Consider the following 18,403-nt stretch of genomic DNA (forward strand, 5'->3'; position numbering starts at 1 on the left):
TAAGAGTCTTGTGATCAGTCGAAGTCGGCGGCGCGGAGCTCTTGCTCGACGAAGTCGAACATCTCGTCGTCGGTCGCCGAGTCGAGCTCCTGATGGGCGACCTGCTCGTCGCCGTCGTGCTGGACGCGCAGTTCCTGGCCGATCGACTCGAGCCGGGAGGTGAGGTCGAAGCGTTCCTCGCGGTTCCAGGTGATCCCGGCGAGGACGGCCTGCAGCTTCTTGAGTTCCGCCACGGCGATCGCGTAGTCGGTCTGTTCGTTGACGGCCTTCGACCGGATGAAGTCGGCCAGGACCACCGGAGTCGGATAGTCGAAGACGAGCGTGGCCGGGAGCTTGAGCCCGGTGGCGGCGTTCAGCCGGGTGCGCAGGTCGACGGCGGTGAGCGAGTCGAACCCGAGGTCCTTGAACGCCCGTCCGGCCGGGACCTCGTCGGCCGAGCCGTAGCCGAGGACGGCCGCGGCCTCGGCCCGCACCAGGTCGGTGAGCACGCGCTCCTGCTCGGGGCGGGCGAGCCCGTCCAGCCGCCGGCTCAGCGCCGTCCCCGCCTCGGCGTCGTCGCCGGTGGGTTCGGCGCCGGCGATGGCCTGCCGGGCCTCGGGCAGGTCGGCCAGCAGGGGGCTGGGCCGCTGGACGGTGAAGATGGGGGCGAACCGCTCCCAGTCGATGTCCGAGACCGCGACCAGGGCCTCCCCCGCGTCCATGGCCGCCGCCAGCGCGCTCACGGCCGCCCGGGGCTCCATCTCCCGGACGCCCAGGCGTTGCAGCATCTCTCCGCCGAGCCCGCCGCCCATGCCGCCGCCGCCCCACAGACCCCAGGCGATCGAGGTCCCGGTCAGGCCGCGGGCCCTGCGGTTCTCGACCAGCGCGTCGAGGGCGGCGTTGGCGGCCGCGTACGCGGACAGCTGGGTGCTGCCCCACGCGGCGGCGCCGGAGGAGAACACCACGAAGGCGTCCAGGTCGGTCGTGAGCTCGTCGAGGTAGGCGGCGCCACCGGCCTTGGCCTGCAGCGATTCGGCCAGGTGGGCCGTCACCACGCCGTCGAGGGGACCGGCCAGACCGGCTCCGGCGGCGTGCATGACCGAGCTCAGCGCGGGTCCGTGGGTGTCGATCCAGGTCAGCATCCCGGCCGTCTGGTCGCGGTCGCCGACGTCACCGGCGAGTACGGCCACGTCGGTTTTCGCGGCCAGTTCGGCGGCGAGCGCCGCGACCCCGGCCGCGCCCGGACCCGACCGGCTCGACAGCACCACCCGAGGCGCGTCGCGTTCGGTCAGCCAGCGGGCGACGTGGCCGCCGACCCCGCCGGTGCCGCCGGTCACCAGCACGCTGCCGCCGGGCCGCCACTCCTGCGCCGGCCGGTTCAGCCGGGCCGCGCGCACCAGGCGCCGCCCCAGCAGCCCGCCGGAACGGACCGCGACCTGGTCCTCGCCACACCCGGCCAGCACCGCGACGAGCCGCTCGGCCGTACGGGCGTCCCAGGCCGGGGGCAGGTCGACGAGACCGCCCCAGCGGTCGGGGTGTTCCAGCGCGGCGACCCGGCCGAAGGCCCATGTCTGCTCGGGTACGGGACTGACGGGCACCTCACCGTCGAGGGCCGCGACGGCGCCCGAGGTCAGCGTCCACAGCGGGGCGGTGAGCCCGGCGTCGCCGAGGGCCTGGACCAGCGCCGCCGTCCCGGCGAGACCGGTGGGGACGATGGGCGACCCGGGCAGCGGCGACTCGTCCAGGGCCAGAAGCGACACGATCCCGGCCGGGGCAGGTTCTTTCCCGACCTGTGCGGCCAGCGAGGTGCGGTCGGGCTCGCCGGGGGCGATCTCGGTGACCTGCACGTCGGCGCCGTGGTCGGCCAAGGCTTGTTCGACGCGGGCGGTCAGCTCCTCGCCTGCGGGGGCGACGATCAGCCAGGTGCCGGACAGGACCGCCGGGGCGGGTTCGGCGGCCGGAGCCCAGGTGATCCGGTAGCGCCAGTCGCGCGCCGAGACCACCGGGGTGGTCGCGACCGTCTTGGGCCAATAGCGCTGCCGCTGGAAGGCGTAGGTCGGCAGGGCGACTCGCTGAGCGGCGGGCAGCACGGCGGCCCAGTCGACGTCGACGCCCCGGACGTGAACCGTGGCGAGCGAGGCCAGCAGCCGCTCCGAGCCGCCGTCGTCACGGCGCAGGGTTCCGGTGACCACGGCCGAGTCGTCGAGCGTGTCCATGACCGCGGCCGTGAGCACCGGGTGGGCGGAGGTCTCGACGAAGACCCCGTAACCTGCCTGGCCCAGCCTCTCGACCGCGCGGGAGAACTCCACGGGGGCGCGCAGGCTGGCGTACCAGTAGGCGGCGTCCATCTCAGGGCCTTGCAGGAACTCACCGGTCATCGCCGACACGATCGGGATCCGGCCCTGCTGCGGAACGATGCCCTCCAGCAGCCTGAGGATCTCCTCGCGTAGTTCCTCGACCTGGGGGCCGTGCGAGGCGTAGTCGACGGGCAGCATCCGCGCCCGGACGCCGTCACGTTCACAGTCGGCCAGCAGCGCGGCCAGCGCCTCCGGATCACCGGAGACCACGGTCGCGGCAGGCCCGTTCACCGCCGCGATCGACACCCCGGACAAACCGTGGGAATCCGCCAAGGATGCGGCATCGAGCTTCCCGCTGGAGGCAGACTGGGCGACCGGCGGCTTCTTGCGGCCTCGCTTTTTGGAATCCGGCGCGGTGGCCCGCGCCTCCAACCGGCTTCGCACCTCGGCGGCCGGTTCGGCGATCGAGAGCATGCCGCCCCGGCCCGACAGTGCGGTCAGTGCGCGGCTGCGCAGGGCAACGATCTTGGCGGCGTCGTCCAGGGACAGGATTCCGGCGACGACGGCGGCTGCGATCTCGCCCTGCGAGTGGCCGACCACCGCGTCGGGCTCCACGCCCGCGGCCTGCCAGACCGCCGCCAGGGAGACCATGACCGCCCACAACGCGGGCTGCACCACATCGACCCGATCGAGGTCTAGGTCGTCGTCGTTCAAAGACCAGTCGGTGTAGGGCTTCAAAGCCTGTGCACACTCGGCCATCCGGGCCGCGAACACCGGGCTGGTCTGGGAAAGCTCCCGACCCATCCCGGCCCACTGCGACCCCTGACCAGGGAAGACGAACGCCACCGGACCGGAGGCGTCGGCCACGCCACCGACCACGTTCGCAGCCGGTCGGTCGGTCGTCAGGGCCGAGAGCCCGTCGGTGAGGTCCGCGCCGACGACCACAGCCCGGTGCTCGAACGCCGACCGAGTCGTCGCCAGCGACCACCCGACATCGGCCGGGCGCAGCTCCGGATGCGCGGACACGTGACCCGCCAGCCGGGAGGCCTGCGCCTTCAGACCGGCCGGGGAATGCGCCGACACCGGCCAGGCGGTCGCGTCCGACACCACCGGCACCCGGGTCTCCACCTGGACATCGGCAGGCAGGGGTGCCTCTTCGAGGATGACGTGGGCGTTCGTACCGCTGATCCCGAACGCCGACACGCCCGCCCGGCGGACCCGGCCGTTGGCCTTCCACGCCACCGGTTCGGTCAGCAGCTGAACCTCACCCGCAGTCCAGTCGACGTGCGGCGAGGGAACATCCGCGTGCAGCGTGGCCGGGAGGAGGTCGTTCTGGAGGGCCAGTACCATCTTGATCACACCGGCCACGCCCGCCGCCTGCTGGGCGTGCCCGATGTTCGACTTCACCGTGCCGAGCCACAGCGGCCGGTCCCGGTCCTGTCCGTAGGTCGCGAGGACCGCCTGTGCCTCGATCGGGTCGCCCAGGCGCGTGCCGGTGCCGTGGGCCTCGACCGCGTCCACATCGCTCGGCCGGAGCCCGGCGCTGGTCAGCGCGGCGCGGATCACCCGCTGCTGAGCGGGTCCGTTCGGGGCCGACAGGCCGTTGGAGGCGCCGTCCTGGTTGATCGCGCTGCCCGCGACGACGGCCAGGACCGTGTGGCCGTTGCGGTGGGCGTCGGAGAGCCGTTCCAGGACGATCATGCCCGCGCCCTCGGCCAGGCCCATACCGTCGGCGTCGGCCGAGAAGGCCTTGCACCGGCCGTCGGCGGCCAGCGCGCCCTGCTGCGAGAAGCCGATGAACTCAGCGGGGTCGGCGATCACCATCACGCCGCCCGCGAGCGCCAGGTCGCACTCACCGGCGCGCAGCGCCTGCGCGGCCAGGTGCAGCGACACCAGCGCCGACGAGCAGGCCGTGTCGACCGTCACCGCCGGGCCCTCAAGACCGAGGGTGTACGAGATCCGGCCCGAGATCACGCTGGTCACGTTGCCGGTGATCAGATGGCCGGCCGACTCCGCGTCGAAGCCCGACTGGCTGGCGTAGCCCGACGCCGCCGCGCCCGCGAAGACACCGGTCAGCGAACCGCGCAGCGACACCGGGTCGAGCCCGGCCCGCTCCAGCGCCTCCCACGAGGTCTCCAGGAGCAGCCGCTGCTGCGGATCCATCGCCAGCGCCTCGCGCGGGCTGATCCGGAAGAACGCCGGATCGAAGTCCGCCGCCCCGGCGACGAAACCGCCTTCGTTCGTGTACGACCCCAGCGCCCCATCGGGGATCTCCCAGCCCCGGTCCAGCGGGAAGCCGCCGATGGCGTCCTCACCGGCCGTCAGCAGGTCCCACATCGCCTCGGGGCCGTCCACCCCGCCGGGATAGCGGCAGCCCATGCCGACGATCACGATCGGATCGGTGGCCGACACCGGGGTGACCCGCGAGGCCGTCGTCTCCTGTGCGCGGGTCCCCATGAGCTGGGTGACGATCTGCCGGGCCAGCAGCACCGGCGACGGGTAGTCGAAGACGATCGTGGAGGGCAGCCGCAGGCCGGTCGCCTGGTTCAGGCGTCCGCGCAGGTCGACGGCGGTCAGGGAGTCGAATCCCATGTCGCGGAAGGCGCGGGCCGCGTCCACCGCGTCGGACGACCCGTGGCCGAGCACGGCGGCGGCGTGCCCGCCGACCAGCTCGGTGACGATGCGTTCCCGCTGCGCGGGCGACACCCCGGCGAGCCGTTCGAGCAGCGCCGCGCCGTCGCCGGAGGTCGCGGGCGTCGCCTCCTCGCTCTGGCGGGCTTCGGGGATCTCGTCCAGCAGCGGCCACGAGCGGGCCGCGTTGAACACGGCCGAGAAGCGCGGCCAGTCGACGTCGGCGACCGACAGTACGGTCTCGTCGTCGGCGAGCACCTGGCCCAGCACCGCCAGGGCCCGCTCCGGGTCCAGCAGCCGCAGCCCTTGGCGGCGGATGCGCTCGGGGATAAGGCTCAGCGGCCGGTCGGGCCCTTCGCCGGAGTCGTCGAAACGGCCGCCGGAGCTCCAGACGCCCCACGCCACCGAGGTCGCCGGGAGGCCGCGGGCGCGTCGGTTCTCGGCGAGGGCGTCGAGGTGGGCGTTGGCGGCGGCATAGGTGCCGTGCTCGCCGACGCCCCAGGTCGCGGTGATGGACGAGAACAGCACGAAATCGTCGAGGTCGAGATCGGCGGTCAGTTCGTCGAGGTTGGTGGCGCCGCCGACCTTGGCGCCCAGCGCGAGCGCGAGGTCGTCGACACCGGTGTGGTCGAGGCTCATCAGTTCGACCGCGACCGCCGCGTGCATCACCGTGGACAGCGGCGGGGCGACAGACGGGATCCAGGCCAGCAGCCCGGCCAGCGCTGCGCGGTCGGTGACGTCACAGGCCACCATCGTGACCGGCGAACCGGCCTCGGCGAGCTGCGCGGCGAGCGCGGCGGCGCCGGGCGTGCCCGGTCCCCGGCGGCTGGTCAGAACGGCGTGCGGCACCCCGGCCCGGGTCAGCCAGGCGGCCAGGTCGGGCCCGATCACCCCACTCGCCCCGGTCAGCAGGACGGTGCCGCGAGGAGCCCACGCGGTGGAGTCGGCCGGGCGCGGGTTGGCGCGGACCAGACGGCGCGCGAACACACCGCCGGCCCTGATGGCGACCTGGTCCTCTCCCCCACCGGCCAGGACCGCGGCGAGGCGGGCCGTCGAGCGATCGTCCACGACCTGAGGAAGGTCGACGAGGCCGCCCCAGCGGCCGGGATGCTCCACCCCGGCGGTACGCCCGAGGCCCCAGACCTGCGCCTGGATCGGGTTGACCTCATCGGCTCCGGCGGTGACGGCTCCGCGCGTGACCACCCACAGCGGCGCGGTCACGCCGACGTCACCGAGGGCCTGGACGAGCGCCAACGTGCCCGCCACCCCCGCCGGGACCACGGGCCGGTCGGCCAGCGGCCTCTCGTCGATGCCGAGAAGGGACAGGACACCGGCGGGCGCCGGGCCTTCGCCGATCAGGTGAGCGAGCGTGTGCCGGTCGAGACCGGTCGCGGGGACCTCGGCGACGACGACATCGGCCCCCCGATCGGTCAGGGTGCGGCGGCAGGCCTCGGTGAGGTCGTCGTCGAGACCGGCGGGGGCGACGACCAGCCAGGTGCCGGACAGCACGGCCGGGCCGGGGTCGCGCACCGGGAGCCAGGAGACGCGGTAGCGCCAGTCGGCGGTCAGCGACTCGTCGCGTTCGCGCCGCCGCCAGGAGGCCAGGGCGGGGAGCACCTCGCCGAGGTGCCGCCCGTCGACGGCGAGCGTCTGGGACAGTCCGTCGAGGTCACCCGACTCGACCGCGCTCCAGAACCGGGACTCGACGGCCGTGGGGTCGCCGTCGGCGGAGACGGGGGTCGCGGGGAGCGGCTTGGGCCAGTAGCGCTGGCGCTGGAACGCGTAGGTCGGCAGTTCGACGACTTCGGCCCTGGGCACGACGGTGGTCCAGTCGACGTGGACACCGCGCACGTGCGCCTCGGCCAGTGAGGCCAGCAGCCTGGCCGGGCCGCCGTCGTCGCGCCTCAGAGTGCCGGTCACGACCGGGGCCGGCAGGAAGCCGTTCTCCTCGGCGAGGCTTTCGAGAGTGTCGCCGATCGCATTGGTGAGGACGGGGTGCGCGGAGCTCTCGACGAACACGCCATAGCCGGAGCGGCCCAGCACCTCGACCGCGCGGGAGAACTCCACGGGGGCGCGCAGGCTCGCGTACCAGTAGCCCGCGTCCAGCTCCGGGCCCCGCAGGAACTCACCGGACATCGCCGACACCATCGGGATCCGGCCCTGCTGCGGCGCGACGCCTTCGAGCAGCTTCAGGATCTCCTCGCGCAACTCCTCGACCTGGGGGCCGTGCGAGGCGTAGTCGACGGGCAGCATCCGCGCCCGAACACCGTCGCGTTCACAGTCGGCCAGCAGCGCGGCCAGCGCCTCAGGCTCACCCGAGACGACCGTGGCATTGGGCCCGTTGGCCGCCGCGATCGCCACCCGGGTCCACGGGTCGAAAGCGGCTGGTTTGGCCCATGTCTCCACCCGGGTGCGCACCGCCGCGACGGGCTCGGCGATCGAGAGCATGCCGCCCCGTCCAGACAGCGCGATCAGCGCCCGGCTGCGCAGGGCCACCACCTTGGCAGCGTCCTCCAGCGAGAGGATCCCGGCCACGACGGCCGCTGCGATCTCGCCCTGGGAATGGCCGACTACCGCGTCCGGCCGCACACCGGCCGCCTGCCACACGGCGGCCAGCGAGACCATGACCGCCCACAGCAGCGGTTGCACCACGTCGACCCGGTCGAGGTCCAGGTCGTCGTCGTTTAGAGACCAGTCGATGTAGGGCTTGAGAGCGTTTCCACACTCGGCCATCCGGGCCGCGAACACCGGGCTGCTTTGGGCAAGCTCCCGGCCCATGCCGACCCACTGCGAGCCCTGGCCGGGGAAGACGAACACCACCCGACCTCCGCCGCCACCGGCCGGAACCGCACCGGTCACGACACCGGAACCCGGCTGACCGGCCGACACGGCGGACAGCCCCGCCAGCAGTTCGGCCCGGTCCGCACCGACCACGGCCGCCCGGTGCTCGAAGGCTGACCGGCTCGAGATCAGCGACCAGGCGACATCGGCGGCGTCCAGTCCGGGACGAGCCAGCGTGAACTCGCCCAACCGGCCCGCCTGCGCGGCCAGCCCGCTCGCGCTGCGGGCCGACAGCAGCCACACCGGCACCGAGCCGGTCAGCACCGGGGGCGCGGCTTCCGGCTGGTCTTCAGGAGCGTCGTCGGCGACCGGCGGGGCCTCTTCGATGATGGTGTGCACGTTGGTGCCGCTCACGCCGAAGGCCGACACGCCGCCGCGACGAGGCCGCCCGTTCGCGGGCCAGGCGACCGCATCGGTGAGCAGACGCACGTCACCGGCGGTCCAGTCGACGTGCGGGCTGGGCTCCTCGGCGTGCAGGGTGCGCGGCAGCTCCTGGTGCTGCAGGGAGAGGACCATCTTGATGATCCCGGCGATACCGGCCGCCGTCTGCGTGTGGCCGATGTTCGACTTCACCGACCCCAGCCACAGCGGCCGGTTCTCCGGCCGGTCGCGCCCATAGGTCGCCAGCAACGCCTGCGCCTCGATCGGGTCGCCGAGCACCGTGCCGGTGCCGTGGGCCTCCACGACGTCGACCTCGTCGGCCCGCAGCCCGGCGTTGGCCAGCGCGGTCCTGATGACCTTCTGCTGGGAGGGGCCGTTCGGGGCGGTGATGCCGTTGGACGCGCCGTCCTGGTTCATCGCGCTGCCCGCGACGACGGCGAGCACGGTGTGCCCGTTGCGGCGGGCGTCCGAGAGGCGTTCCAGGACGATCATGCCCGCGCCCTCGCCCCACCCGATGCCGTCGGCGTCGGCCGAGAAGGCCTTGCACCGGCCGTCGAAGGCGAGACCCTGCTGCTTGGAGAACTCCGAGAACGCCGACGGCGTGGCCATGACCGCCACGCCTCCGGCCAGCGCCATCGAGCACTCGCGCGACCGCAGCGCCTGACACGCCAGGTGCAGCGCCACCAGGGCGGAGGAGCAGGCCGTGTCCACCGTGACGGCCGGGCCTTCAAGCCCGAGCGTGTACGAGATCCGCCCCGAGATCACCGAGGTCAGACCCCCGATGAGCGTGTAGCCCTCGGAACCCTCCTCAGGTGCCAGCCCATACCCGTACCCACCGAAACCCGCGCCGGCGAAGACGCCGGTCGCCGAACCCTTCAGCGACGCCGGGTCGATCCCGGCCCGCTCGACGGCCTCCCAGGCCGTCTCCAGCAGGAGCCGCTGCTGCGGGTCCATCGTGATCGCCTCACGCGGGCTGATCCCGAAGAACCCGGGGTCGAAGTCGCCCGCGTCGTAGATGAAACCGCCGACGACGGTCGTGGAGGAGACGCCGTCGTCCATCCCGGCGTAGAGGCCGTCGGGGTCCCAGCCCCGGTCCGTGGGGAAGCCGGAGATCGTGTCGATCCCGTTGGCCACCACGTCCCAGAGGTCCTCGGGTTCCCTGACCCCGCCGGGGAACCGGCAGCCCATCCCGATGATGGCGATCGGCTCGCCGAAGTCGGCGGCCGTACGGTCCGCGATCGGCGCCCCGGAGTCGAGGATGCCCAGCAGTTCGGCCCGGAGGAACGCGACGACCGCCACGGGGGTCGGGTGGTCGAAGACGAGCGTGGCCGGGAGCTTGAGGCCGGTCGCGGCGTTGAGGCGGGTGCGCAGGTCGACGGCGGTGAGCGAGTCGAACCCGAGGTCCTTGAACGCCCGTCCGGGCGGCACCGCGTCGGCCGACACGTGCCCGAGCACGGCGGCGGCCTCCGCCCTGACCAGATCGGTGAGGATCCGCTCCTGTTCGGCCTGGTCGAGGCCGGTCAGCCTGCGGCCCAGTTCGGTCCCCGCGACCTTCTCCGCCACGACGGGCCGCACGTCGGCGAGCGCCCGCTGGGCGTCGGGCAGGTCGGCCAGCAGCGGGCTGGGCCGCTGCACGGTGAAGATGGGGGCGAATTTCTCCCAGTCGATGTCCGAGACGACGACCAGGTCCTCGTCGGCGTCCAGAATCCCGGCGAGCACGCCGATGGCCAGGCCCGCGTCCATCTCCCGCACGCCGAGCCGCTGCAGCACCTCTCCGGCGAGCCCCTCACCCATGCCGCCGCCGCCCCACAGACCCCAGGCGACCGAGGTTCCGGCCAAGCCACGGGCTCTGCGGTCCTCGGCGAGAGCGTCCAATGCCGCGTTCGCCGCCGCGTAACCGGCCAGCCGGGCGCTGCCCCACGTGGCCGCGCCGGAGGAGAACCCGACGAACGCGTCCAGCTCCCGATCGGCGGTCAGCTCGTCGAGGTGGGCGGCTCCGTCGGCCTTGGCCCGCAGCACCTCGGCCAGTTCGTCCGGGGTCATGTCATGGATGGGCCCGCCCACACCAGCCCCGGCGGCGTGCATGACCGAGCTCAGCGCGGGTCCGTGGGTGTCGATCCAGGTCAGCATCCCGGCCGTCTGGTCACGATCACCGACGTCCCCGGCGAGCACGGCCACATCGGTGCCTGCGGCGGCGAGTTCGGCGGCCAGCGCCGAGACGTTCGCGGCGCGAGGTCCGGAACGACTGGTCAGCACCACCCGGGGCGCGTCCCGCTCTGCCAGCCAGCGGGCCACGTGCCCGCCGACGCCACCGGTGCCGCCGGTCACCAGGACGCTGCCGCCCGGCTTCCAGCGTCGTCCACCGAGAACGGGGCGCGGAGCGCGCACCATGCGGCGGCCCAGAACGGCGTGGGAACGGATCGCGACCTGGTCCTCACCGCACCCGGCGAGGACGGCGGCCAACCGGCCCGCCGTGTGGTCGTCCCAGACGAGCGGCAGGTCGATCAGACCGCCCCAGCGGTCGGGGTGCTCCAGCGCGGCGACGCGGCCGAAGGCCCACGTCCGCGCCTGCTCCCCATCGGCCGGGACGTCGCCGTCGGCCACCGCGCCCGACGTCACCATCCAGAGCGGCGCGCCGATCCCGGCGTCACCGAGCGCCTGGACGAGGGCCACGGCCGGAGCCAGGGGCAGGAGGGACACGACACCCGCGAGCGGGGAGTCCGGCAGCAGTTCCCTGAGCGTCTCCCGGTCGGGCTCACCCTCGATCAGCAGGACGTCGGCGCCGTGGCCGCTCAACGCGTGGCGGATCTCATCGGCGCCTCCGGCCGGGGACACGACCAGCCAGGTGCCCGTGAGCGTCGCGGGGGCGAGCGGTGCGAGCGGCGTCCAGATGATCTTGTAACGCCAGTCCGCGGTACGGGATTCGAGCACGCCGGCGGCCGTCTTGGGCCAGTAGCGCTGCCGCTGGAACGCGTAGGTCGGCAGGCCGACCCTGTCGCCTGCGGGCAGGACCGCCGCCCAGTCGACACCGACCCCGCGCACGTGCGCCTCGGCCAGCGACGTCAGCAGGCGTGCCGGTCCGCCGTCGTCGCGCCGCAGGGTTCCGGTGACCACGGCCGACTCGTCGAGCGTGTCGATGACGGCGGCGGTCAGCACCGGGTGGGCGGAGGTCTCGATGAACGTCCCGTAACCGGCCGCGCCCAGCACGCCGATCGCCTGGGAGAACTCCACTGGCGCCCGGAGGCTCGCGTACCAGTAGGCGCCGTCCATCTCGGGACCCTGGAGGAACTCGCCCGACATCGCCGACACCATCGGAATCCGGCCCGGCTGCGGCGTGACGCCTTCGAGCAGGTTCAGGATCTCTTCGCGTAGCTCCTCGACCTGGGGGCCGTGCGAGGCGTAGTCGACGGGCAGCATGCGGGCCCGGACACCGTCGCGTTCGCAGTCGGCCAGCAGGGCGGCCAGCGCCTCGGGATCACCGGAGACCACGGTCGAGGCAGGCCCGTTCACCGCGGCGACCGACATAGCGGACCACCTGGCGAGATCCGCATCAGCCACCGATATGGCCGACGCCTCCGGACCGCCGGAGATCAATGACACGGCATCGCTCGAGGACACCGTGCTGGGCTTCCCGGCGGGCCGCTTCACCTGGTCCGTATCGGCTTTGCTCGACGCGGCGGTGCCTCTCGCCCGACCCGGGCGGTCGGCCCACGCCTCGATTCGGCTTCGTACAGCGGCGACCGGCTCGGCGATGGAGAGCATTCCGCCCCGGCCCGACAACGCGGTCAGCGCCCGGCTTCGCAGCGCGACGATCTTGGCGGCGTCGTCCAGAGAGAGGATTCCGGCCACCACGGCCGCGGCGATCTCGCCCTGGGAGTGGCCGACCACCGCGTCGGGTTCCACGCCCGCCGCCTGCCAGACCGCGGCCAGGGAGACCATGATCGCCCACAGGGCGGGCTGCACCACGTCCACCCGGTCGAGATCCAGCTCGTCGTCCAGCGACCAGTCGAGATAAGGCTTTAAAGCCTTATCGCACTCGGCCATCCGCGCCGCGAACACCGGAGACGACGCGGCGAGCTCCCGGCCCATACCGATCCACTGCGACCCCTGGCCGGGGAACACGAACACGACCGGCTGGGCCGTCTCGGCCACACCGCTCACCACGTCGGCGACCGGGCGACCGGCCGCCAGGGCCGACAACCCGCTAAAAGGTTCTGCGCCGACGATCACGGCCCGGTGCTCGAACGCCGACCGGGTCGTCGCCAGGGACCATCCGACGTCGACCGGGTCCAGGCCCGCGACGGCCTCGGTCAGCCGGGCGGCCTGGGCCCGCAGTCCCTCGGGGGACCGGGCGGACACCGGCCAGGCGGTCCCGCCCGACAGCACCGGAGTGTGGTCGACAGGTTCGGGCTCCGCCGGAAGGGGGGCCTCTTCGAGGATCATGTGGGCGTTGGTGCCGCTGATGCCGAAGGCCGAGACGCCGGCCCGGCGCGGATGGCCGTTCGTGGCCCAGCCGACCGGCTCGGTCAGCAGCCGCACGTCACCGGTCGTCCAGTCGACGTGCGGGGACGGCACGTTCGCGTGCAGCGTCGCCGGGAGCAGGTCGTTCCGCAGCGCCAGCACCATCTTGATCACACCGGCCACACCCGCCGCCTGCTGCGCGTGCCCGATGTTCGACTTCACCGAACCCAGCCACAGCGGCCGGTCCCGGTCCTGCCCGTACGTCGCCAGCAGCGCCTGCGCCTCGATCGGGTCACCGAGCCGGGTGCCCGTGCCGTGGCCCTCGACCGCGTCGACGTCGCTCGGCCGAAGGCCCGCACTCGTGAGGGCCGCGCGGATCACCCGCTCCTGCGAAGGACCGTTCGGCGCCGACAGGCCGTTGGAGGCGCCGTCCTGGTTGACCGCGCTGCCCGCGACGACGGCCAGCACCGTGTGACCGTTGCGCCGGGCGTCCGACAGTCGCTCCAGGACGATCATGCCCGCGCCCTCGGCCAGCCCCATGCCGTCGGCGTCGGCCGAGAACGCCTTGCAGCGGCCGTCGGCGGCCAGCGCGCCCTGCTGGGAGAACCCGACGAACTCGCCCGGATCCGTGATCACCGTCACGCCACCGGCCAGCGCCAGATCGCACTCACCGGCGCGCAACGCCTGCGCGGCCAGGTGCAGCGACACCAGTGCCGACGAGCAGGCCGTGTCCACGGTGACGGCCGGGCCTTCAAGACCCAGCGTGTACGAGATCCGGCCAGAGATCACACTGGTCACGTTGCCCGTGATGAGGTGACCGGCCGACTCCTCGTCGAACCCGCCGTGCCCCGCGTACCCGGACGACGTCGCCCCCGCGAACACGCCGGTCATCGAGCCGTGCAGGGAGACGGGGTCCAAGCCCGCGTTCTCCAGCGCCTCCCACGACGTCTCCAGCAGCAGCCGCTGCTGTGGGTCCATCGCCAGCGCCTCGCGCGGGCTGATCCGGAAGAACGCCGGATCGAAGTCCGCCGCCCCGGCCACGAAACCGCCCTCACTCGTTGACGACGTCAGCAACCCCCCGAGGTCCCAGTTCCGATCGGCCGGGAAGCCGGAGATCGCGTCTCCCCCGGTCGACAGCAACCGCCACAGCGCCTCGGGGCTGTCGGCGCCACCGGGGAACCGGCAACCCATGCCGACGATCACGATCGGGTCGGTGGCCGACACCGGGGTGACCCGCGAAGCCGCCGAAGCGATCGGACCGGAGCCGACCAGCTGCGTCACGATCCGCCGCGCCAGCACCACCGGCGACGGGAAGTCGAACACCACCGTCGAGGGCAGCTGCAGGCCGGTCGCCTGGTTGAGCCGCCCGCGCAGCTCCACCGCCGTCAGCGAGTCGAAGCCCATCTCCCGGAAGGCCCGGCCCGCCTCGACCGCGTCAGGGGAGGCGTGCCCGAGCACGGCGGCGGCGTGCCCGCGGACCAGGTCGGTCACGATGCGTTCCCGGCGGGCCTGCGGCGCGTCCACCAGGCGGCCGAGCAGTTCGGCGACCTCGCCGGACGTCACCACGGCGGTGTCGGCAGGGCCGGGCTCGGACTGCCGGGCCTCGGGAATGCCGTCCAGCAGCGGCCATGAGCGGGCCGCGTTGAAGACCGCGGAGAAGCGCGGCCAGTCGACGTCCACGACCGCGAGCGCGGTCTCGTCGTCGGCGAGCACCTGCCCGAGAACCGACAGCGCCCGGCTCGGGTCCAGCAGCCGCAGGCCCTGACGGCGCAGCCGCTCGGGGATCACGCTGAGGGCGCGGTCGTGCTGGGCGGACTCCTGGCCGGTGTCCCACACGCCCCACGCCACCGAGGTCGCCGGGAGGCCGCGGGCGCGCCGGTGCTCGGCCAGCGCGTCGAGGTGGGCGTTGGCGGCGGCGTACGCGCCGTGCTCGCTCACGCCCCAGGTCGCCGCGATCGATGAGAACAGTACGAAGGCGTCGAGGTCCCGGTCGGCGGTGAGCTCGTCGAGGTGCGTCGCGCCGACGACTTTGGCGCCCAGGGCGAGGTCGAGCTGGTCGACACCGGTGTCGGCGAGGGTCAGCAGCTCCACGCCCAGGGCGCCGTGGATCACCGTCGACAGCGCGGGGCCGGTGCGGTCGATCCAGGTCAGCAGGCCCGCGACGGCGTCGCGCTCGGTGACGTCGCAGGTCGCCAGGCTGACGGCGGTACCGGCACCGGCCAGCTCGGCGGCCACGGCGGCCGCGCCAGGAACCATCGGCCCGCGTCGGCTGACCAGCGTCAGGTGCGGGGCTCCGGCCTCCGAGAGCCAGCGGGCGAGATCGGGGCCGATCTCCCCGCTCGCCCCCGTGACCAGCACGGTGCCGCGCGGCCTCCAGGTGCGCTCGCCCCGGGACGGCCCGGTCCTGACCAGCCTCCGGGCGACGATCCCCGCCGGGCGGATGGCCACCTGATCCTCACCACACCCGGCGAGCACGGCGCCCAGACGCTTGGCGGCCCGGGAGTCGAGCACGGGCGGCAGGTCGATCAGTCCGCCCCAGCGGTCGGGGTGCTCCAGGCCCGCGACCCGGCCCAGACCCCAGACCTGCGCCTGCGCCGGACGCGTCGGCGCCTCGCCGGGGGCGGTGCCGACCGCACCCGACGTCAGAATCCACAGCGGCGCGGCGATCCCGGCCTTGACCAGGTCGAGCGTCCCGGCCAGGCCACTGTTCACGTGCGGCCGGCCGGGCAGCGGCGTCTCGTCGAACGCGAGCAGCGACACGACTCCGCGCAGGGCGGACCCGCCGTCGACCAGTGCGGCCAGTTCGGTGAGCCCTTCGGCGAGCACCACGTCGGCGCCGCGCCCGGTCAGGGCCTCAACACAGGCGGCGCGCAGCTCCCCGTCCATGCCGGGCGGGGCCACGACGAGCCAGGTGCCGTCGAGGGTCGCCGGGCCCGGATCGGCCACCGGCACCCAGGAGACGCGGTAACGCCAGTCGTCCACAGAACGCTCGGGAACCTGGACGGGCTCGGGCCAGAAGTGCTGCCGCTGGAACGCGTACGTGGGAAGTTCGACCCGCTCACCGGCGGGCAGCACCGACGACCAGCCGACACCGACACCCCTGACGTGGGCCTCGGCGAGGGAGGTCAGCATGCGGGCGGAGCCGCCGTCGTCGCGGCGCAGGGTTCCGGTGACGACCGCCGAGTCGTCGAGCGTGTCCATGACCGAGGCGGTGAGGACCGGGTGGGCGGAGGTCTCGACGAAGACCCCGTATCCGGCCTGGCCCAGCGTCTCGACGGCGCGGTGGAATTCGACGGGGGCCCGGAGGCTGGCGTACCAGTACTCGGCCCCGAGCTCTGGACCGGTCAGCGTCTCACCGGTCATCGCCGACACCATCGGGATCCGCCCCGGCTGGGGGGTGACGCCCTCCAGGAGCGTGAGGATCTCCTCGCGCAACTCCTCGACCTGGGGGCCGTGGGAGGCGTAGTCGACGGGCAGAATGCGCGCCCTGACACCGTCGCGTTCACATTCCGCCAGCAGCGCGGCCAGCGCCTCCGGATCACCGGAGACCACCGTCGCGGCAGGCCCGTTGACCGCCGCGATCGACACCCGATCACGTGACGACCCGTCGCGACCTGCGGATTCGGCAGCCACCTTCTCACGGCCCCGCTTCTTGGAATCCGGCTCGGCAGCCGGCGTTCGATCGGCCCAGGCCTCGATCCGGCTCCGAACTGCGGCGACCGGCTCGGCGATCGAGAGCATCCCACCCTTGCCCGACAGCGCGACCAGTGCCCGGCTCCGCAGAGCCACCACCTTGGCGGCATCCTCCAGCGACAGGATCCCGGCCACCACCGCCGCAGCGATCTCTCCTTGGGAATGGCCGACCACCGCATTGGGCTCCACGCCCGCCGCCTGCCACACCGCCGCCAGGGAGACCATGACCGCCCACAGCGCGGGCTGCACCACATCGACCCGGTCGAGATCCAGGTCGTCGTCCAGCGACCAGTCGGTGTAAGGCTTTAAAGCCTTCGCGCACTCGGCCATCCGCGCGGCGAACACCGGACTTTTCAAGGCCAGCTCGCGGCCCATCCCGGCCCACTGCGACCCCTGGCCGGGGAACACGAAAACCACCCGGTCACGGCCCCGACCGGCGGGGACGGAACCACTGACCACACCGGGGGCGGGTTCGCCAGCGGCCAGCGCGGTCAGGCCCGCCAGCAGTTCGTCCCGGTTGTCGCCCCGGACCACCGCGCGGTGCTCGAACACCGAGCGGGTCGTCGCGAGCGACCACGCGACGTCGGTCAGGTCAGGGGCCTCCGCGCGGGTGAAGTCGGCCAGCCGCGCGGCCTGGGCCCGCAGGCCGTCGGCGGTCCGGGCCGACACCAGCCAGGCCGTGCCGTCGGACAGCACGGGATCCGCCACCGGAGCTGCGGGGGCGTCCTCCGCCGGAGGGGCTTCCTGGACGATGACGTGCACGTTCGTACCGCTCGCCCCGAAAGCCGACACACCGGCGCGACGGGGCTGCTCGCTCGCGGGCCAGGGCACCGCCTCGGTCAGCAGCCTGACATCGCCGGCCGACCAGTCGACCTCCGGCGTGGGCTCGTCGACGTGGAGGGTGGGCGGCATCAGGTCGTTCTGGAGCGCCAGCACCATCTTGATGACCCCGGCCACGCCGCCCGCCGCCTGCGTGTGCCCGATGTTCGACTTCACCGAGCCGAGCCACAGGGGCCGGTCGCGATCCTGCCCGTACGTCGCCAGCAAAGCCTGCGCCTCGATCGGGTCGCCCAGGATCGTGCCGGTGCCGTGTCCCTCGACGACGTCCACCTGGTCGGGCCGGATCCGGGCGTTGGCCAGGGCCTCGCGGATCACGCGCTGCTGGGAGGGGCCGTTCGGGGCGGTCAGGCCGTTCGAGGCGCCGTCCTGGTTCACGGCGGTTCCGGCGATCAGGGCGAGCACCGGGTGGCCGTTGCGGCGGGCGTCCGAGAGTCGTTCCAGGACGAGCACGCCGGCGCCCTCGCCCCAGCCCATGCCGTCGGCGGCGCCCGCGTAGGCCTTGCTGCGGCCGTCGGCGGCCATGCCCGACTGCTTGGAGAACTCCGCGAACGCCGCCGGAGTGATCATGACCACGACCCCGCCGGCCAGCGCCAGCGAGCAGTCACCCGAACGCAGCGCCTGCGCGGCCAGGTGCAGCGCGACCAGCGACGACGAACACGCCGTGTCGACCGTGAGCGCCGGACCCTCCAGCCCGAGGGTGTACGCAACTCGTCCAGAGATCATGGCGGTCTGACTGCCGGTCAGCAGGTAGCCCTCGGAGCCGGAATCGGCCTCGACGAGGCCCTCGCCGTAACCGGCGAAGCTGGCGCCGACGAACACACCGGTCGAGGAGCCCTTCAGCGACCTCGGCTCGATCCGCGCCCGCTCCAGCGACTCCCACGCGATCTCCAGCATCATCCGCTGCTGCGGGTCCATCGCCAGCGCCTCACGCGGGCTGATCCCGAAGAACCCGGCGTCGAACTCCGCCGCGTCGTGGACGAAACCGCCCTGGTGCGCGAAAGAGGTGTCCACACCGTCACCGGCGGCGCGGCGCAGCGCCTCCCAGCCGCGGTCGGCCGGGAACCCGGCGATCGCGTCCGTGCCGGAGGCCACCAGGTCCCAGAAGGTGCGCGGATCGTCGATGCCGCCCGGATACCGGCAGCCCACGCTCACGATCGCGATGGGCTCCTGTTCGGCCTCCTCCATCCGGCGCAGCCGCTTGCGGGTCTCCTGCAGCTCGGCCGACGCCTTCTTGAGGTAGTCGAAAAGTTTTTCCTGGCTGTCCATGACGACTCCCGGAA

General features: G+C 73.3%; 1 protein-coding gene. It reads right to left on the minus strand.

What is annotated here, in order from left to right; genetic code table 11:
- Positions 1–14: 14 nt before the first annotated feature.
- Complete coding sequence (locus ACYQ78_RS09260) at positions 15–18,389, minus strand: type I polyketide synthase (RefSeq protein ID WP_459800325.1); 18,375 nt, start codon at positions 18,387–18,389, stop codon at positions 15–17.
- Between the last annotated feature and the right edge of the window lie 14 nt (positions 18,390–18,403).

Source organism: Herbidospora sp. RD11066 (assembly GCF_054661255.1).